Source organism: Sediminicola sp. 1XM1-17, from assembly GCF_037203765.1.
Classification (GTDB): domain Bacteria; phylum Bacteroidota; class Bacteroidia; order Flavobacteriales; family Flavobacteriaceae; genus Sediminicola.
This window is the reverse complement of sequence record NZ_JBBCAS010000005.1, coordinates 34,045-53,993: the sequence shown is the minus strand read 5'-3', so window position 1 is coordinate 53,993 and position 19,949 is coordinate 34,045. Positions and strand designations below refer to the sequence as shown.

Below are 19,949 nucleotides of genomic sequence, written 5' to 3'. Positions count from 1 at the left end.
ATGGAAAAAAGGGCATGGACTTATTTCAGGAAGGACTTCACTTTTTGATTGGTAACCATATTGTTCTTTCTGCCTTGCCACAGCTGCTCCCAGCCTAAATCGGCAAAGCAAGGGCCTTGGGTAGCTTCTGAAAATTTAATATCATTTTGATGCCCGTTCCATTCCATAACCTTCACATTATTTTGTTCATCAACAATCATGTCCCAACCTATAGATCGTACCATGGGCATGGCTTGGTGAAGCTTTAAAGCGGTTGAAATACAGTTGCCAAAACCGGGAATTATTTTATTGGCAAAGGGAGCACCAGAATCTGGGTGCTGTGGTATGCCTACCCAATTTGGCATATACCCTACATCCTCCAATTGCCCTTTCACAATAGATATCGGTATACGAATGTGGGAGCTGGATTGTACATGGGAATCCTTAGATCTACCAAGACGTAGGTATCCGGCCCTTAGAGAAGAAATACCATTTTCTTCTATGACGGTGGTAAGCCTGATGGTAGCCACTGAATCTGGGGTAAATGCATTAAAAAAAGAATGCTGTTTAATAAAGGGCTGGAAAACTCCATTCCCTAAATGTGAGAAAGATTTGTCGTCAAATGAATTTTCTGTCAAGAAAATTACACCTTTTCCCTGTGCAGATTGGTCTGATTTGAATACGAGAACATCCGTATGTTGGAATACATAGTTCTTAACCTGGTTTCTCGGTATTGATTCGTAATCCCTAGTGAAAAATAAGCCATTGTTATAATAAGCAATATCAGGAAAAACAGGGCTTTGGAAAATTTTGTTGGTAAACCCTTTGAGGTGGGAGACATTGCCATAATCACCCTGAATTGAAGGCACCACAACAGCACCATAATAATTATCTGGGATCCAGCCTTCTTTGAACTCTTCTGCTATGGCACTATATACATAGAGCCATGGAGCATACCCACCCCAACCTAATATGTCATTGGCATATTCATCCGATAATTTTATGAATTTTGGTTCTGTGACACCTTTGCAGCTTTCTATACTTTTTAAGACGTTTTTAGCCTGTTGCTTATGTATAAAATGAAAGCGTTGATCTATAAGTTGTGTACCGAAGGATTTTGCGAACTGCAACAGCTGTTCTTTCATGTATAGTTTTTAATGCTGTCTAAAATAAGATATTTATCGAAACAACCTTCTTCTTCTTTTTCTGGTTTTAACTGCAGTAGCGGAAACCTCAGGGATCTCATAGGCTTCATAGAGAAATAAAAGAGCGGTTAGGATATCCAATAGCACCCAAACGGCCTTATCGTATAGATACAAAGGAAAAATGGGATTAAAAACTACCGCTACCAGTCCGAAGGAGATGACAAAAAATCTGTTTTTGCCAATATTGTTCATCATGGTCAACAAGGCAACACAGGTAACAATAACCCGGAGATAGGCATAGAATACTTCTGGTAAATTCAAGCCTGCAAAAAATAGATGGCAGGCGCACACAATAGATAAAATATTGAATATTTTGCTCTTGATCGTAGTAGGTGGCATAAGCTAGGTATAATGGGTTTATGACAATTCCAATAGTAAGTTTGGGGGGCTGACTTCTTTTGGTGTTTACAAATATAGAAAAAAATCTACTTCACAAAGTGTTTGTTATGTTAAAATATGTTGGATGTCAATTATTTAGATGTGTATCATTTAGTTCCCATGGTGTTGGGGCGGTATTCCACTTGGCGTTTTAGATCAGTCTTAGGTCCTTAAGAATAGAAACCAAATGGGCGGTAGTGTTTGCCTGAAAATCTTCCTTTAGTTCCTTAATGCGCTTTTCAATGGAGCTCTTGCTGCTCGGTACAATTCCGTTTGCCTTAAAATCAGTGGCAATCTCGTCATGAGTATGTCCGCCGGCCAATTTTTTCATTAGCTCAATTTCAAAATCGCCAAGGGTCAATATGTTTTTCTGGGCCATGAGTCCCTCCAATTGTGGCGATAGGTAACTTGTGTTTTTGTGGACCGCGGTAATAGCGTCTTTTAGTGACAAAAGCCCCTTTCGATCTTTTGATACAAACCCGTCTATTAGACTACTTTCCCATAAAGATCTTACTGCCTGTGGATGGTCTTCTATAGAATAGACAATGACCTTTAAATTGGGTTGGTCCTTTTTGAGGGCAGCAATGAGTTCATGCCCGGACGTTAAATTGGCCTCCCTGTAATCTGGCTTAAAAGAAAGGTCGGTAATTAATAGTTGAAATGGTGCCCCATCTAACTGAGCTTTCTTAGCCTTTAAATAGGCATCGTCACAATAGGAGGTATGTTGTATTTCTGCGATCTCCAATTGTTGTAGGATCATATCCACTCCCATACTGATGCTATCAATATCTTCTGCTACCAAAACTTTTGTATACATAAGGTCTTTTTTAACCGGGAATTTTAAGTTCTGCCCTAAATCCTTTTCCTGGTTCTGAGGTAAAGGTAAAGCTTCCATGGACGGAAGAAATACGGTTTTCCACATTTAAGAGGCCACTGCCATTCTTTTTGTTGTCCAAAGTAATGCCCCGACCATTATCGGTATACCCGATCCAAAGGTATTTCCCTTCCTTTTTAAAGGTAAGGGCAACCAAGGATGCCCCGCTGTGTTTTTTCATATTGGTCATGAGTTCTTGGAGCACGCGGTACAAAGTCACTTTCTTTTCTTCGGAGAAATTTGTCCAAGAAATGTCTTCCATACCTTGAAGGTAGAGGTTGGTGCCCTCCGAGATATAGCTCCCCAACATGCCTTTTAGGTCCGTAGGAAACCTTTTGTCCGTAAAAATACTGTGGTTCTCTTTGGATATATTACGGGTTCGGTTGTAGATATATTCCATGTCGTCCAATACCTTGCTGTCGTTCTTTCCCAATTGTAATTGGGTCATGACCCGGTACACATCATTGGCAAGTTCATCATGGACTTTTTTGGAGATCCGTGTTTCTGTTTTATAGCTTTCCTGGATTTTTTCTATTCTATGGTTCCTCCTAAGGAGTATGAACACAAAGGAAGAGCCCATCAAAACGAGCATAAAACTGGACAGGTAGAGGATATTTTGCTTCTCTTTTTCTGCCGTTTGCGTTTTAAGTAAAAGCACATCCTTATTCAGCTTGTCATTATCGTATTTGGTGGAGGCATAAATACGTCTGATCTTTTGTTTCGATTGTTCCAGGCCATTCCTAATTTCTGAATAGGCAAGGGCCTCAGATGTAGCATTTTTACCCAGGTCGTGTTTCAAACCTATGATATAGTCCAAAGCTTCCATAGCGGCTATGGGATTCTTTTTCTCCAGAGCTATCGCATAGGCACTTTCGGAATAGAGAAGGGCCTTGGCCTTATCGGATTCCAAATAAAATTGTGTGAGGTGAATGTAACTGGATATGAGGCCGCTTAGGTCATTGAGATCCAATCTTATGTTTAGGGCATCTAGCAGGTTTTGTTCGGTTTCTGTGTTTTCTTGGTCAGAAAGCCAAGAGGTGAACGCCAGATTGTCCTTTATCCGAGCACCTTCCCTTGCATTGGTAGGGTCCGCTGCTTCCAATAGGGAAGAATATAAGGCAATGGCCTCGGCGTATTTTTTGTACTTTACCAAGATATTGGCCCGCGTATTTTCATACACCAACAACGATGCACTCGAAATCTGATCGGGATGGTTCTTCGCCAATTGGATCGCTTTTTTGTTCCAAAGCAGGGCGTCATCATAATCACCCATCTCTTTGGCGCAGACCGATATGACATGTTGGAGGGCAGCGGTTACGTGGTAATTTGTTGTTTTTTCCAGATAGTCAAGACCCTCAACGGCAGTGATCTGGCCACCAATATAATCACCCAAACCTTTTTGGATATTTGCCATGGCATTGAGCATGTCCGCTGCCGCCTCGTAATCCCCCAAAAGGACATCAATTTTAAAAGCTTCGTTGTAAAACTCGTATGCTTCGTCCGACTTAAATTGTATCTGGAGATAGTACCCCAAATAGAAATATGACTCGGCCATTTGGATACTGTCCGCCATCTTTTGGGATAACCGCAGCATTTTTTTACTGTATAAGACCACACTGTCATATTCCGCTTTTTTGACGTGATTTTTAATGGTGCTTTTTATCTCGGCAAGCCGTAGGGAGTCACTTTTACTGCTGTCAAAAGATTGATTTTGGTACAGGTTCTGAGTAGGAGCAGCTGTTATGGCAACGATACATAATAGCAAGAATAGGGGGAAGAAAAGATGTTTCATCATGATTCAAATGTAGAAAAAAGACGTAGAACAAATGAGGATAATCTTATAAAAAAAGAAGTGCCTTCCCCCCAGAAGGCACTCTTGTGAACCAAAACTAATTCTTATCCAAAAGATAAATAATATTTACTTTGGTTTGTTATATATTCGACCAATACCGAAGTATTGGATTGTAAAAATATAGGTTCTATACGGTACTTCATTACGGTTAACCGTAATCAGCAAGAAATTGTTGAAGACTTTTCGAAAATAATCAGGTTACGGCCGAAATAATAGTGGCAATATGATGCTACTAATTCAGGAATACCTTTAAAAAACAATAAAATGCAATTACTTCTCCAAAAAACCATTCCTAAACGTATTTTGATTTTTGAGTGTCGTGGAGCCGGAGACGGCCGTGCGTTAAAAAATGGTGCACTGGACCATTTTAGTCCGTTCGACTCCGCTCAGGACAGGCTCCGGAGCGAGCTGTAGCCCTGGCCTTCGAATCCCGAAGGCGCAACGAAAAAAACCACCCGTAGGTGGTTTTTTGAAGTGGAGCCGGAGGATTGCATATCCCTGATTCTCGCAATGTTGCAAATAAAAATACCCGTTGTTAACACAACGGGCATCCTAAAGTGTTCAAAAATACTCAAGCGAGCTTGGCATTTTTTCATGCCTTTAGGCTGCTGCGTATTTTTGAGTGTCGTGGAGCCGGAGGGATTCGAACCCTCGTCCAAACAAGCAATTACAATGCTTTCTACATGCGTAGTCTTTGATTGATTTTCGATGTGCACCTGACCAAAAACAGCCTAATACACACTTATCTTCTTAAGTTTTGGTGATAGTGCCGAAGCTTCACTACCCTTGTGTTGACTTTGATGGTGCTTCTGAAAGGGACGCCGTCAACAAGGGCTTCCCAGAAACATCTCGCTTCCCTACCTTGTAGGGACGAGGCTAAATCCTACTATGATTCGGATTAAGCGGCAAGAGCGTAATTATTTTCGCCAATTAAAAAGTGTGGAAAATGAGATTAACGAGCTGTAGCCCAGCGCTCGGCATGCTTACATTCCAATTGGTCTCGCTGTCAAAACCAGTCGGCCCCATAATATGTGGAACAACGTTCCAATACTATATGTATCAATGAACTTCTTTTGGGCGTTCCCCTTTAACGGGTCGGGCTATGCGCTATATTTTTTTGATGTCATCTCGAGCGGAGTCGAGACAAAACCAAAAAAGATGCCGCTTCTATCCCTAACGCGGTCGGCAAAGGTACTTCAAAAAGTATTCCAAAAAAAGTTTTGCTTGTCAACATGTCATATGTTACATTTACCACTGAACATCTTCCTAAAGTTATAAATAGTTATTTTCTATGAAATTTGGAATCATCAGGGAACGCAAGAATCCTCCCGATAGGAGAGTGGTACTTTCACCCGAGGCATGCGTGAAATTAAGAAGTATATATCCCAACGCCACCATCATTGTGGAACCTTCGCCCATTAGGGTCTTCAAAGATGAGGAATATGCCAACAAAGGTTTTGAAGTAGCTTCCAAAATGGAAGAATGTGATGTGCTCCTAGGGGTAAAAGAGGTGCCCATGGAAGACCTGATTCCCAATAAAAAGTATTTTTTCTTTTCCCATACCATAAAAAAGCAACCCTATAATCGGGATCTGCTACAGACCATATTAAAAAAGAATATTGAGCTCTACGATCACGAGGTGATCACCAATGCCAAAGGGCAGCGCTTGGTAGCCTTTGGCCGGTATGCGGGTATCGTGGGGGCTTATAACGGTATTAGGGCATACGGACTCAAATTTGGTCTGTTCAACCTGCCAAAGGCCGAGGATCTGGTGGACCAGAAAGCGCTGATCATCGAATTACAGAATATCAAACTTCCCAATATTAAAATCTTGCTTACCGGTAGGGGCAGGGTAGGGAATGGCGCCAAAGAGATGCTGGATGCCATGGGCCTTAAAAAAGTCACCGTGGATGAGTATTTGCACCAACAATATCAGGAAGCTGTCTATTGCCAGATCGATGCCTCGGAATACAACAAACGCAAAGATGGGGTCAGGGGCAATAAGGCCGACTTTTTTGCCAACCCCGAGGAGTATAAAAGTAATTTTATGCGCTTTGCCAAAGTGACCGATTTCTATATAGCCGGACACTTTTACGGGGATGGGGCTCCCTATCTCTTCACCCGAGAAGATGCCAAAGATCCGAGTTTTAAGATCAAAGTCGTTGCCGATGTGAGCTGTGATATTGACGGGCCGGTAGCGACCACCATAAAACCTTCTACCATTGCCGATCCCATTTATGGGTATGATGCACAGTCAGAAAAAGAGGTTGATTATAGAAAGGAAGATGCCATAGCCGTGATGGCCGTGGATAACCTCCCTTGCGAATTGCCCAGGGACGCCAGTGCAGGCTTCGGAGATGCATTTTTGAAAAATGTCATCCCCGCTTTTTTTAACGATGATGCCGATGGAGTACTGTTACGTGCCAGAATGACGCAAAACGGGAAACTGACAGATCGCTATTCCTACCTACAGGATTTTGTGGATGGGAAGGAGTAGACCTATACTTTCTTCAAGACAATAAGGGAGTGGTTCTGAATGTTGGTAGCAATCTTGAACAACTCTTTTAGGTCTGGATACACATTGGGATCATAACTGACCTTGTCCAGGGTCAAATGAAAATAAAGACTGATCCCATTGGGCGATTTGGTACAATCAAATTTTAATGAGCCGTTATTGGAGGTCAAGGCGATTAATTTTTTCTCAGGAATTTCCAAGACCGAATATTCCTTGGGAACGTTGATGTTGATGTAATAGCTATAACTTCTTTTGTATCCAAAATCTATGGGGTAATTACGTTCCTCCAATAGAAATGGGTTTTTGCTGAAAAACCTGATTATAAATGGGTTGATGGTAATGAGATCGGAATCCATAAGGTCTTCCATCTCAAAACTGAACCGTTCCGCGACCTTTTTGTCATCACTTCTTTCTTTTTGATGATCGTAAGCGGTAATAAAAAAATTGGGACGTGATAATTGGTTCAAATACGCTTCCTCTCCGATTTCTGTGAGCACCTTACGTTTCTTTAGCGCTTCATAGCCCATATTGATATTGTCAAACATACCACTGGCTTTGTTGTTTGTGGCATCTAAGTCCAATTGAACCCTTACAACATTATTGTTGTTTTCGTTTTCTTCAATAGTATACCAGTAGCTTTGATCTTCAAAGTCCATCACCCTACCGTAATAATTGAGGCACCTGAAGGGGAGCATTCCGAACGGGTTTAATTTGTCCGTGGCATCCAATAGATAATCTTGTCCATCTATTTCCACCTTGGCCACAATATAATTGAAATCGGATATGACAGGGTGGCTTTTGGTGGGCAGGCCATTTTCCCTTGTTGATAACAACATTAAATCTGTTTTGATATCGGCAGACCGCAACAGGTTTATGAGGGAAATATTTATTTCACCTACATTCCCCTTCCGCTCCTCAAAAGCTTCCTTTACCCTCACATTATGGTATATCCCATATCTCCCGTTCCAGGTAAAATGAGATTTTATGTAGTTGAAGATATTGGTGGCTCTCGTAAGATCATCCCCTTCCGATAATAATACATCAGGTACCCTCTTTTCCAAAAATCCCTGCTTTGTCAATTGCCTGCCAATGTCCTTATCGCTTTTAAACTCTTTGTCCACGTCATCCCAAGTCTTGGTATGCTTAAAGTGCGATCCTTCCACATTGTAGTGTTCGGAAAGTTCAAAGTTTATTTTGGAAATGTAATTTGATTCTGAAAGCATAAACTCCTCCTCCTTCTTAAAGGCGGGAATGTCCTTCATGGCGTATTTTAATACCTCGCAATCGGCACTCTTGGCCACACCATCCAGATGAAAACAATTTTTTTCTACGGTGGCAGCATTGACATCCAATTTTAAATTCCCAACAAATGTGCGATTGTAAATATAATTTCCGGGAATCATGGCGTTGAACTCACTGTAAACCTTGGGAATGTGGGATTGAAAAACCCAACCGGTCAAATTAAATAGATAGGGAGATATAATAGTGTATTGGTATTCCAGAATACTACCAACCTGCACCTTGGGAAAGGCAAATCTTATTTCGGACCACCGTTCGTTAATGTTGTTGGTGTATATCGTATTTTGTGCCAGGCCTATTTTTGAACGCCCATTATGGGTGATTGCCCTGATATCTTTTACTACTTCGGAAATACCCCCGCTGTTGTAATAGGGGATGGCAATATTACCTTCAGAAAAAGCATTTTCATCAAGGATCTTGATCTTCGCATGGTAGGTTTTTACCAATTGAATACGCCGATCTATACCCTTAAAATAGGTTTCGCCCTTTTCATAAAGGACCACAGCATTGGCCGTACTGTCTTTGGCGAATACGGTAAAGGCTTCCTCATCTTTGGATAGGTTGCCAAAGGTTCTATCAAATTGCGAAAACAGGCACCCAACAAATAGAAGGGCAGCCCAAGTGGTAAAAGTCTTGGTGGTCATGTAATAATTTGGTCCTATGGCTTCCTTTGGAGAGCCATCATTTATGGACTACAAATTATTGATTGTTTTTCGAATAGCGACTAAATTCGTCAATAATTTTTCCAAATGATCCAAATGCAACATATTGGCGCCATCACTTTTGGCATTGGCAGGATCAAAATGGGTCTCCATAAAAATACCATCGGCCCCAGTGACAATACCTGCCCTGGCAATGGTCTCTATCATATCCGGTCTACCACCGGTAACCCCAGAAGATTGGTTGGGTTGCTGTAGGGAGTGGGTAACATCCAATACTACGGGTGCGTATTGTTTCATGGTAGGGATACCCCTAAAATCCACGATCATATCCTGATATCCGAACATGGTTCCCCGGTCCGTCACCATTACCTGCTCGTTATTGGATTCCTCTACCTTCATGACCGCATGCTTCATGCTCTCGGGACTCATAAATTGACCCTTTTTTAGGTTTACGGCCCTTCCGGTCTCAGCAGCTGCCACCACCAAATCGGTCTGACGGACCAAAAAAGCAGGAATCTGCAGGACATCAACATACTCTGCGGCCATAATGGCGTCTGAAATTTCATGGATGTCCGTTACCGTGGGCACATGAAAGGTTTCGGAAACCTTACGGAGAATTTTAAGCGCTTTTTCGTCGCCAATCCCGGTGAAAGAATCAACCCTGCTGCGGTTGGCCTTTTTAAAACTACCTTTGAATACATAGGGAATCTGCAGTTTATCGGTAATGGAGACTACCTTTTCCGCAATACGCATGGCCATTTCCTCCCCTTCAATGGCACAGGGGCCACAGAGTAGGAAAAAGTTGTTGCTGTCGGTGTGTTTTATCTGAGGGATCAACTCTAGTTTCATGCTTCAAAATTTAGGTCACAAAGATAGGAGTTTTGGAACAAGAATTTGGACTCCCCCAAATTTATTAGGGACTATTCCATCTGTTATTGTTTTTAAATTATAACTTGAAACGCGCCCCTAGTATTACAAATAAATTTTAATTTTTCGTAAATTATAGGATAAACCATTAACTACATAAATCATGAAACTACAAGATTTGTTGATCGAAGAATTGGAGAATGAAGTAGCACTCACAGAAAAATTTTTAAAGCGTATTCCCAAGGATAAATTGGATTGGCGGCCCCATCCCAAATCCATGTCGCTAAAGCAATTGGGAAGCCATTTGGCAGAGATACCCAGCTGGGTAACAGGCACCATGGTACAGGATGAAATGTCCATGGATGATTATAAGCCTCCCGTGAACGAAACAGTGGATGAGATGGTCAAGGTGATGAAAGCTGCTGCAGAGAAAGCCAAGGAATCCCTAAAGGTTGCCGATAGCGAATTTGAAAAACATTGGAAAATGACCCAAGGTGGCAAAACGCTCATGGAAATGCCAAAATACCGAGTGTTAAGAGGCATGGTGCTGAACCAAATCCCACACCATAGAGCACAGCTGGGGGTGTGTCTCCGTTTGTTGGATGAGTCCGTACCTGCTTCCTATGGCCCATCGGCAGATGAACAGTAACCTGTCCATGGGTGTACAAAACCGCTGTTACCTGTCGGTAGCAATGACAGATAGTCCAATGGTGATGTTTGGACCGTATTTCTGTCAATATAAAAAGTACAATGTTGGTTTGTGAAACTGCTTCAAAATCAATTATTTAAGAAAAACTGTCCTTTTGTCGAAAGGTTCAAAAAAAGGAGTATCTTTGCGCGCGCATTCAGGAAGGTCGAATGCATTTAAATTATAGTTATGTCAGCAACAAAAAACATTGCAATTATTGCCCACGTAGACCACGGTAAGACTACGTTAGTAGATAAAATCATGTACCACTGCCAATTGTTCAGGGAGAACCAGAACACAGGCGATTTAATATTGGACAACAACGATTTGGAGCGTGAAAGAGGTATTACCATCACATCCAAAAACGTTTCCGTAGTATATAAGGGAACCAAAATTAATATCATTGATACTCCTGGTCACGCCGATTTCGGTGGTGAGGTTGAGCGTGTTTTGAACATGGCCGACGGGGTGTTGTTATTGGTGGATGCTTTTGAAGGTCCTATGCCACAAACCCGTTTCGTATTGCAAAAAGCAATTGATCTTGGTTTAAAGCCATGTGTGGTCGTAAACAAGGTTGACAAAGAAAACTGTACCCCAGAAGAGGTGCACGAAAAAGTATTTGATTTGATGTTCGAATTGGGTGCCGAAGAATGGCAGCTCGATTTTCCAACCGTTTACGGTTCTGCAAAGAACAACTGGATGAGTGATGATTGGAAAAACCAAACAGATAACATAGAGCCATTATTGGACATGGTCATTGAGCATATTCCAACTTTTGAACCAAAGGAAGGAAATACGCAAATGTTGATCACCTCATTGGACTTCTCTTCTTTTACCGGTAGGATCGCTATTGGTAGATTGCAAAGAGGTACACTGAAGGAAGGTCAGCAGGTTTCTTTGGTGAAAAGAAACGGAAGTATCGTAAAAACGAAAGTAAAGGAATTATATACCTTCGAAGGTTTGGGTCGTCTAAAAGTGCAGGAAGTTGCCACGGGTGATATCTGTGCCATCGTTGGATTGGAAGGTTTCGAAATTGGTGATACCGTTGCCGATATCGAAAATCCAGAGCAATTGAAGACCATCGCCATTGATGAGCCTACCATGAGTATGTTGTTCACCATCAACGATAGTCCTTTCTTTGGTAAGGATGGTAAATTTGTAACCTCCAGACATATCAATGATAGGTTGCAGAAAGAATTGGAGAAAAACTTGGCATTACGTGTTGCGTCTACGGACAGTGCGGATAAATTCATGGTCTTTGGCCGTGGGGTATTGCACCTTTCTGTATTGATCGAGACCATGCGTAGGGAAGGTTACGAACTTCAGATTGGACAGCCACAGGTAATCATCAAGGAAATTGACGGTGTTAAATGTGAGCCTATTGAGCATTTGACCATTGATTTGCCGGAAGAAGTTTCTGGTAGGGCAGTGGAAATGGTCTCCATAAGAAAAGGGGAGATGACCAGTATGGAAGCTAGAGGTGAGCGTATGGTATGTGAGTTCATGATTCCATCACGTGGAATTATCGGATTGAGAAACCAATTGTTGACCGCTACCGCAGGTGAGGCCATCATGTCCCATAGATTCTTGGAATACCAGCCGATGAAAGGGGATATTCCACAAAGACAGAACGGTTCTTTGGTTTCAATGGAAACAGGGAAATCCATTCCTTACTCTATTGATAAATTGCAGGAAAGAGGTAAGTTCTTTGTTGATCCGGGAGAGGATATCTACGAAGGTCAGGTGATCGGTGAAAACTCCAGGGGAGACGATATGACCGTGAACGTAACAAAGACCAAGAAACTTTCCAACGTACGTTCTTCTGGAGCAGATGACAAGGCCAAAATTGTACCTGCCATCAAATTCTCTTTGGAGGAGGCATTGGAATATATACAGAAAGATGAGTATGTTGAGGTTACGCCAAAGCATATCAGACTTCGTAAAATTTACTTGAAAGAAGTAGATCGTAAGCGTTTTAAGATCGCTTAATAGCAATATCAGTTCATAAAAAAATCCCCGGACCAATGGTTCGGGGATTTTTGTTTTATGGGTGTTCTATTTTATAAATGTTGGCTACAGGCGGTGGCTGCTCCTATAATCCCGGCCGTATTCTCCAATCCGGCGGGAATTACCCGGGTCTCCAAATCGATCTGTTCCTTGAACTCGTCCCAATCCTTGGAGGCGCCACCTCCCAATATGATCAGGTCTGGGGCTACAATCAAATCCACATAATTCAGGAATTTGTTGAAGCGCTTGCCCCACTTTTTATAGCTCATGTTCTTCTTTTCCTTCACGGACCCTGCTGCCCAGGATTCTATCTTATCGTATTTTTTATAGGGAATCTGTCCCAATTCAAAATTGGGGATCAGCCTACCGTCCAAAAAGGCACCGCTTCCCAATCCAGTACCTATGGTGATCATGATAACAAGTCCCTTTTCGTTTTTGCCCACACCAAAATTCATACAGGCACATCCGGCGGCATCGGCGTCGTTCACTACGGTAAAGGGTTGCCCTGTGGCCTTCTCAAATAGGTCGCCAACATGCACCCCTACCCAGGATTTGTGGAGGTTGCCCTTGGATTTGCAAATTCCATTTCTGATCACAGAGGGGAAACCGCAACCTACAGGACCGGTATAATTGAAATGGGATACGATTTGAGCGACCACCTCGGCTATTTCGGCGGGTTTTTTGGAGTCTGGTGTCGGAATGCGGAAGCGTTCCGTGAGCATTTCCCCTGTTTCCACATTTACCATTGCTCCTTTTATTCCAGAGCCGCCTATATCAATACCGAGTATTTCCATGTAAAATTTTTAGTTCGTATGCGCACAAAGTAACAAAAAAGATTCGCAATTGGTAATACGCTACTGTGCCAGGGCTCCCTTTTTGTATAAAAAATCGAAAATCAATTGGTCCACAGCAGAGACCATATCCCGGTCGCCATACGTAAGCCAAACCATTTCCTCAATCTCGGAATCGGGCAGGAGCTGTCCTTCATAATGGGCGGCATAACAGGTCATGCGCACCAGAATTCCAGGTTTATGGCCATCAGCCTGGGCTTCAAAAATTCCTATATATTCCAAGGAGCCAACATGGATATCCACGCTCAGTTCTTCTTTGATCTCTCGTGCCAAGGTTGCCGTATCTGTTTCCCCAAGCTCCCTTTTTCCTCCGGGAATGTAGTACTTTGTTTTGCCTTTGGAGCGTGTGCTCAATATTTTACGGTCTACCAGATGTATCCAGGCCAATTTATCGATTATTCTTTCCGTAGGTTCTATATAATAGTCAATTGAGTTGAGGGAATGGTTGGGGTCTATGGTATCCAATAGTTTATCGATGATCCGTCCGAAGACAGTCAGACTTCCCAATTTTTTGTTTCTGCCGATGGCGCTGGAAATGGTTTCATCCCGATTCCCAAAATAGTAGCCGCCTTTTTTGATCCAGAGAAAATTCAACAAATGCTGCATGCTCACATTCCCCAATTGGTCAATGGATATGGCTATTTTGAGCGTGTATTCCCCAATTCCCGTTAATCCCCTGGTAAAGAGTTTGTAAAAAAGCCCATAGACAAAACCAAAGGGCACCGTGATGACCAGGAGCAATATGGAAATAAGAAAAAGGAGGATACCTACCAATGGGTTTACCTTCTTATCCGCGCTATAGACTTGTTTTTTTATGATCATATGTGCTTTGCCGGGAAGGTGGACTACAGATGGGTTTTAGAAGGTGATGTGTTATTAAACGGCCTTTTGAACTACTTCAAAGACCTTGTTGCCGTCACATTTCAAGGTTTTGGATGGATATTTCAATATGAGGGCGTAATCATGGGTGGCCATCAATATGGTACGTCCCGTGGCATTGATCTCTTGCAACACTTTCATGACCTCCACACTGGTCTGTGGGTCCAAATTCCCTGTCGGCTCATCGGCCAAGATCAGTTCTGGGTCGTTCAACAGGGCGCGGGCTATGGCTATGCGCTGTTGCTCCCCACCGGAAAGCTCGTGAGGGAACTTAAAGCCTTTGGTCTTCATACCTACCTTGCCCAAGACCTCCTCTATCTTGGCGTCCATAAGGTTGTCATCTTTCCAGCCCGTAGCCTTAAGGACAAAACGGAGGTTGTTGTTGATGCTCCTATCGGGCAATAATTTAAAATCTTGGAAAACAATACCCAGCTTTCTCCGTAAATAGGGGATGTCTTTCTCCTTTAGGGTCTTAAGGTCAAAATCCACGATCCTGCCGGAACCCTCCAATAGGGGGAGGTCCCCATAGAGCAGTTTCATAAAGCTACTTTTGCCACTACCGGTCTTCCCGATGAGGTAAACAAACTCTCCTTTTTTTATTTCTAGATTGATTTCGTTGAGTACCAAATTTTCCTTCTGAAAAACGGCCACGTCCTTTAAGTGCAGTATGCTTTCGCCCATGTTTTTAATAATTGAGATAAAGGTAATAAGTTCTTGTTAAAAGAAATCAAGGTCTTTTAAAAATATATATCTTTCGCCTTAAATAAAGTTAAACAAGGCATGGATTTTGTTGACTCAAATCGATCTTGGGGGTTCTTGATAAAAGGTTGCAAAATGTAGCCCGACAAGAATACTTAAGCACAATTTTTAACGTTATATAAATTCATTTACGGTTAATTTTTAACAGCTAGAGAACATTATGCGAAATAAAAAAACCGCTTTACTACTGTGTCTTATAGGGATGGTAAGGTTCGGCCATGGCCAAGAATCAAAGATCTATACCCATGATCAAAAAGACTATCAAGAAGCGCTGGCGCTTTACAACAACAAACAGTACCAAGCATCACAGACTATTTTTGACAAGGTGAACTCCAACACCAACGATTTGGAGGTCAAGGCCAACAGTGCCTACTATGCGGCCAATGCGGCCATACGGCTGAACCAAATTGGGGCAGACCGTTTGATGGAGGATTTTGTGGAAAACTATCCTACCTCCACCAAGAGAAATTCGGCTTTCTTCGATGTGGCCGATTATTATTTTGAGACCGGTAAATATCCCTATGCCCTAAAATGGTATGGTAAAGTAGATCAGTATTCCATTTCCCGAGCAGATAGGGACCGATATAACTTTAATTATGGATATTCCCTTTTTTCTTCCAATAAGTCCAAAGAGGCGGAGCAGTACCTGAACAAGGTGAGCAATTCGCCCAAGTATGGTTCCCAAGCCAAGTATTATTTGGGGTTTATAGCATATCAGAATGATGATTATGCAGGTGCAAGTGCCCGTTTCGATCAAATAACCGATCAACGGCTACTCGATGAAAACCTATCGTATTACCAGGCCGACTTAAATTTTAAGCAAGGTAATTTTGAGAAGGCCATTGAGCTTGCCAAAAAGCAATTGGCAAAAGCGGACCGACAAGAGGTATCCGAACTCAATAAGATTATTGGGGAGAGTTATTTCAACCTAAAGCAATACAGCAATGCCATTCCTTATCTGGAAGAATACAAGGGCAAAAAAGGGAAATGGAGCAATACGGATTACTATTTCCTCGGCTATTCCTATTACAAGCAGGAAGATTATGCCAATGCCATACAGCAGTTCAATAAAATTATTGGGGGCGATAACAGCGTTGCCCAAAATGCCTATTACCATTTGGCGGAATGCTATTTGAACTTGGACAAAAAGCAGGAAGCGTTGAATGCTTTTAGAAATGCCTCCCAAATGGAATTTGTTCCGGAAATTCAAAAAGATGCCTACCTGAACTATGCCCGATTGAGCTATGAGATTGGAAATGCGTATGAGAGTGTCCCCAAGGTACTGACCACTTATATGGACAAATATCCGGGAAGTGCCGAGACCAAGGAAATTCAGGAGCTGTTGGTTGATTCCTATATTACCTCCAAAAATTTCAAGGGGGCCATGGCCCTGCTCGAAGAAAATAAAAACTATGCCAGTAAGGCCACTTATCAAAAAGTGGGGTATTACAGGGCCATTGAACTTTTTATAGATGCGGATTATTCCGGTGCCGTGGCCAATTTCAAAAAATCCTTGGCAAGTGCGGAGGATGGTCTTTTTAAGGCAAGGGCCCAATATTGGAAGGCCGAGTCCGAATACCTATTGAACAATTACAGGGAGGCCCTGGTAGATTTTATTCAATTCCAAGCCAATCCAAATGCACGCTCCATACCGGAGTACAAGGAATTGGGGTATAACTTGGGCTACACCTATTTTAAGCTCAAGGATTATAACAACGCCGCCTCCTATTTTGAAAAATATACGGCTACCCGCCCTTCCGATACCAATAAATTGCACGATGCCTTCCTGCGATTGGGAGACAGCCATTTTGTGAGCAGTAAATACTGGCCGGCCATGGAAGCCTATAACCAGGCTTTGGCATTGACCGGGCCAGAGAAGGACTATGCGGCATTCCAAAAGGCTCTTTCGTATGGGTTTGTCGATAGAACGGCTACCAAAATTGAGGAATTGAACAGCTTTACGACCAAGTATCCCAATTCCACTTTGATGGACGATGTTCTTTTTGAGTTGGGGAACTCCTATGTAAAGGAGAACAGGATAGATCAGGGATTGCGTTCCTATGACAAATTGATCGGCCAGTACAAGGCGAGTTCATTGGTGCCACAGGCGCTGATGAGACAAGGTCTGGTATATTACAATGGCAGTCAGAACGATCAGGCCCTTGGAAAATTCAAAACGGTGGTGCGCGACTATCCCAATACCCAAGAAGCGGTACAGGCAGTGGCCACGGCCAAATTGATCTATGTGGACCTGGGGCGTGTAAACGAATATGCCGACTGGGTGAAAAACTTGGATTTTGTGGAGGTGACCGATGCTGAACTGGACAATGCCACTTTTGAATCTGCGGACAAACAATACATAGAAGGGCGCACCGATGCGGCCATCAAGGGATATCAGAGCTATATCCAACAATTCCCCAATGGCTTAAATGCCCTAAAGGCGAATTTCAATTTGGCACAATTGTATTTTGCCAAAGGGGAAAAAGACAAGGCACTTGCCCATTACACCTTTGTTGCCAATAGAGGTGGCAGTGAGTATTCCGAGCAGGCATTGACCCGTGTTTGTGAGATCCATGTGGGGAATAAAAATTATACCACGGCCATTCCATTTTTGGAACAATTGGAAAATACGGCCAATATTCAACAGAATATCACTTTTGCTCAATCCAACCTTATGAAAGGATACTACGAGCAAAAGAATTATGACAAGACCATAGCCTATGCGGAAAAAGTATTGGCAACTTCAAAAATAGATAACCGGATCAAAAGTGATGCGCAGATCATGATTGCGAGGTCTGCCATTGCTACCAATAATGAGGCAAAAGCAGAAAAGGCCTATGCCGAGGTTATGAAGATCGCCTCAGGGGAATTGGCTGCAGAAGCCTTGTACTATGATGCGTACTTTAAAAATAAGGCCAAGAGCTATGAGGCATCCAATGCATCGGTCTCTAAAATAGCGAAAGATTATGCTGCATATAAGGAATGGGGTGGTAAAGGATTGGTGATCATGGCCAAGAATTTCTATGCCCTGGGTGATGCTTTCCAGGCCACCTATATTTTGGAGAGCGTAATTACCAATTTCGGGCAATATACCGCGGTTGTTGATGAGGCCAAACAAGAGCTCATCAGAATAAAAACCAAGGAGGCCGAGAGCAATTCATCTATTAATCCTGACAAGAATTAAATATACCTTGCAAAAAGAGAACACTATGCAAAAGCAGCTATATATAGGCATCCTATCAATAATGGGCGTTTTTCAATTTGGGATCGCCCAGGAAAAGGACAAAAATGATATTGGAACAGAAACCGTGACGGTGACCAAAGCGTACACCCCAACCATCTCTGATGCCTTTAAAATTAAATCAATGCCAAATTTGAACGATTCCATCGTTCTACAAAAGAAGAAGATCAATTACAGTATTTTTTCAATTCCGGTTGCCTCCACTTTTGCCCCGGCCAAAGGAAAGGCCACAGAAGTACAAAAGGCGAAACCTGAAAAGATCTATAATTCCTATTTGGCCCTGGGCCTAGGGAATTATAACAATGCCATGTTGGATTTTTATACCAGTAGGGCCTTGAACCGGGATGAGCGATTGGATATAGGACTCAACCACTTCTCCTCAAGAGGGGATATAGATGGTACGGTACTGGACAATGATTTCTACAATACAAAATTGGATGCCTCCTATTCCAAAAAAGATAGGGACGTGAGTTGGGGGACCAATATTGGTCTACAACACCAGATCTACAATTGGTATGGGGTACCTGAAGGAGCGTATCCGGATGCGGTTATTGCAGATATCGATGCCAAACAAAACTATTACAATGCAGAATTGGGTGCCAATATCAAGGTAGAAGATGCCCTTTTCAAAAGTGCAGACCTATTGTTAAGGCGCTTCTGGGACGTGACGGATTCCGGTGAGAACAGGGTTAAGTTCAAACCCGTTTTTGAATTTCCACTTCAAGAACAATCCCTGACCCTTACCACGAACTTTGATTATGTGGGCGGAACGTTTAAAAATGCCAATGTGAACAATTCCAACAATACGGGTGCGTTCAATTATGGCCATTTTCAGGTAGGTGTGAGCCCAAGCCTTTTGATCGTTAGTGATGATGTAAGTATTAACCTAGGGGCCAATATTGTCTATGGAATGGATACCCAAATTAGTGATAGTAATTTTTATATCTATCCTGCGGTGACCGCATCTTTTAGGGTATTGGATGAAAACGTTATTGCCTATGGTGGGATTGTGGGCGATTTAAAACAAAACTCCTTCCATGAATTTGTGGGAGACAATCCATTTGTGTCGCCTACCCTGACCATAACGCCCACAGACAAGCAGTACGATGCCTATATTGGACTAAAGGGGATATTGCTTCCAAGTTTGAGTTATAATATCAAAGGATCTTATACGGCAGAAAATAGGAAGCCTTTGTTCAAGCTAAATCCTTCCAATGATTTTAGGAATGATGAAAAGGGTTACTACTACGGCAACTCATTTGAGGTGTTCTACGATGATGTAAAAACGCTGGGGATCTTTGGTGAATTGAATTTGGATATCAACCGTAATTTCTCCCTTGGGATCAATGCTGAGGTATATGACTACGATACCGAAACGGACAATCCCGCATGGAACCTGCCCAATATGACAAGTTCTCTATTTATGGATTATCAGATTGATGAGCACTGGTATATAGGTGCCAATGTTTTTTATGTTGGGGAAAGGGAGGATCTAAGCTCCCAAGTGGTTCAAAATACAATGCCATCGCAATTTCCTTCAACCTTGATCACTCTGGAGGGATACTTTGATGCCAATGCCCATATGGGATACCGATTTAATGATCAGTTTTCCATCTTTTTAAAATTGAGCAACATAGCGAACAATGATTACCAAAGATGGGCCAATTATCCCGTACAAGGATTTCAAGTGTTGGCAGGATTTAAATATAAGTTCGATTTTTAGCTGGTATCGAGCCTAAAAAGTTGAAACCTGAAAACCACCGCAATCTATTATCATTGAGTAAATTAAGGGGGTTTGGGGATTGTCAAAAATAAATGTAGTGCTTTATAGTGCTAGTTAAAATAAATGGTATCATCTTTGCCAACAAATACGTATTAATTTTAAATTTTAAC

Annotated in this window: 15 protein-coding genes and 1 other RNA gene; 6 read left to right on the top strand and 10 right to left on the bottom strand. The window is 42.3% G+C overall.

All coding sequences use genetic code 11. The features are described from left to right. Positions 1–20 precede the first annotated feature (20 nt). The 4 genes from WAA86_RS08720 to WAA86_RS08705 all read right to left on the bottom strand — a co-directional run bounded on the left by WAA86_RS08720 (position 21) and on the right by WAA86_RS08705 (position 4,231). The gene (locus tag WAA86_RS08720) at positions 21–1,124 is read right to left on the bottom strand and encodes a sugar-transfer associated ATP-grasp domain-containing protein (RefSeq protein WP_337300617.1); all 1,104 of its coding nucleotides are present in this window, start codon (positions 1,122–1,124) and stop codon (positions 21–23) included. 33 nt (positions 1,125–1,157) lie between these two features. Continuing rightward, positions 1,158–1,523 (bottom strand): DUF6804 family protein, encoded by a 366-nt coding sequence (locus tag WAA86_RS08715; RefSeq protein WP_337300616.1) that lies wholly within the window; start codon positions 1,521–1,523, stop codon positions 1,158–1,160. A 190-nt stretch (positions 1,524–1,713) separates the two neighbouring features. After that, positions 1,714–2,379 carry a DNA-binding response regulator gene (locus WAA86_RS08710; RefSeq protein WP_337300615.1) on the bottom strand — a complete coding sequence of 222 codons (666 nt, stop codon included), beginning with the start codon at positions 2,377–2,379 and terminating at the stop codon, positions 1,714–1,716. Positions 2,380–2,389: 10 nt separating this feature from the next. Beyond that, positions 2,390–4,231, bottom strand: coding sequence for a tetratricopeptide repeat-containing sensor histidine kinase (locus WAA86_RS08705; protein WP_337300614.1), 1,842 nt, complete (start codon positions 4,229–4,231; stop codon positions 2,390–2,392). A gap of 321 nt (positions 4,232–4,552) precedes the next feature. Between WAA86_RS08705 and WAA86_RS08700 the strand changes: the two genes are divergently transcribed. Then, positions 4,553–4,702: a hypothetical protein gene (locus WAA86_RS08700; protein ID WP_337300613.1), complete on the top strand. Its 150-nt coding sequence runs from the start codon at positions 4,553–4,555 to the stop codon at positions 4,700–4,702. Between the two features lie 211 nt (positions 4,703–4,913). Here WAA86_RS08700 and ssrA read toward each other — a convergent pair. Continuing rightward, positions 4,914–5,312, bottom strand: a transfer-messenger RNA (tmRNA) gene (gene ssrA, locus WAA86_RS08695). A gap of 267 nt (positions 5,313–5,579) precedes the next feature. On the opposite strand from ssrA, the gene WAA86_RS08690 reads away from it, so the two are divergent. Continuing rightward, complete coding sequence (locus WAA86_RS08690; RefSeq protein ID WP_337300612.1) at positions 5,580–6,785, top strand: NAD(P)-dependent oxidoreductase; 1,206 nt, start codon at positions 5,580–5,582, stop codon at positions 6,783–6,785. Between the two features lie 2 nt (positions 6,786–6,787). Here the strand turns inward: WAA86_RS08690 and WAA86_RS08685 are convergent, their stop codons facing one another. Further along, the gene (locus WAA86_RS08685; protein WP_337300611.1) at positions 6,788–8,746 is read right to left on the bottom strand and encodes a DUF3857 domain-containing protein; all 1,959 of its coding nucleotides are present in this window, start codon (positions 8,744–8,746) and stop codon (positions 6,788–6,790) included. Positions 8,747–8,794: 48 nt separating this feature from the next. Further along, on the bottom strand, positions 8,795–9,613 hold the full coding sequence (gene kdsA, locus WAA86_RS08680) for a 3-deoxy-8-phosphooctulonate synthase (RefSeq protein ID WP_337300610.1): 819 nt from the start codon (positions 9,611–9,613) through the stop codon (positions 8,795–8,797). A 181-nt stretch (positions 9,614–9,794) separates the two neighbouring features. Here kdsA and WAA86_RS08675 point away from each other — a divergent pair, with 181 nt between their 5' ends. Together WAA86_RS08675 and typA are read left to right on the top strand one after the other, a co-directional pair. Beyond that, positions 9,795–10,280, top strand: a complete 486-nt coding sequence (locus WAA86_RS08675) for a DinB family protein (protein WP_337300609.1) — start codon at positions 9,795–9,797, stop codon at positions 10,278–10,280. Positions 10,281–10,508: 228 nt separating this feature from the next. Further along, positions 10,509–12,308 carry a translational GTPase TypA gene (gene typA, locus WAA86_RS08670; protein WP_337300608.1) on the top strand — a complete coding sequence of 600 codons (1,800 nt, stop codon included), beginning with the start codon at positions 10,509–10,511 and terminating at the stop codon, positions 12,306–12,308. Positions 12,309–12,379: 71 nt separating this feature from the next. Here the strand turns inward: typA and ppgK are convergent, their stop codons facing one another. The 3 genes from ppgK to WAA86_RS08655 are packed head-to-tail and all read right to left on the bottom strand — an operon-like array spanning position 12,380 to position 14,737. Then, a complete protein-coding gene (ppgK, locus tag WAA86_RS08665) occupies positions 12,380–13,120 on the bottom strand; it encodes a polyphosphate--glucose phosphotransferase (RefSeq protein ID WP_337300607.1) in 741 nt (246 codons plus the stop codon). Between the two features lie 60 nt (positions 13,121–13,180). Next, the gene (locus tag WAA86_RS08660) at positions 13,181–13,999 is read right to left on the bottom strand and encodes an NUDIX hydrolase (RefSeq protein WP_337300606.1); all 819 of its coding nucleotides are present in this window, start codon (positions 13,997–13,999) and stop codon (positions 13,181–13,183) included. 54 nt (positions 14,000–14,053) lie between these two features. Next, positions 14,054–14,737, bottom strand: a complete 684-nt coding sequence (locus WAA86_RS08655; RefSeq protein ID WP_337300605.1) for a cell division ATP-binding protein FtsE — start codon at positions 14,735–14,737, stop codon at positions 14,054–14,056. A gap of 238 nt (positions 14,738–14,975) precedes the next feature. Between WAA86_RS08655 and WAA86_RS08650 the strand changes: the two genes are divergently transcribed. Together WAA86_RS08650 and WAA86_RS08645 are read left to right on the top strand one after the other, a co-directional pair. Further along, positions 14,976–17,999, top strand: coding sequence for a tetratricopeptide repeat protein (locus tag WAA86_RS08650; RefSeq protein ID WP_337300604.1), 3,024 nt, complete (start codon positions 14,976–14,978; stop codon positions 17,997–17,999). Between the two features lie 25 nt (positions 18,000–18,024). Next, complete coding sequence (locus WAA86_RS08645) at positions 18,025–19,779, top strand: TonB-dependent receptor (protein WP_337300603.1); 1,755 nt, start codon at positions 18,025–18,027, stop codon at positions 19,777–19,779. Positions 19,780–19,949: the final 170 nt, after the last annotated feature.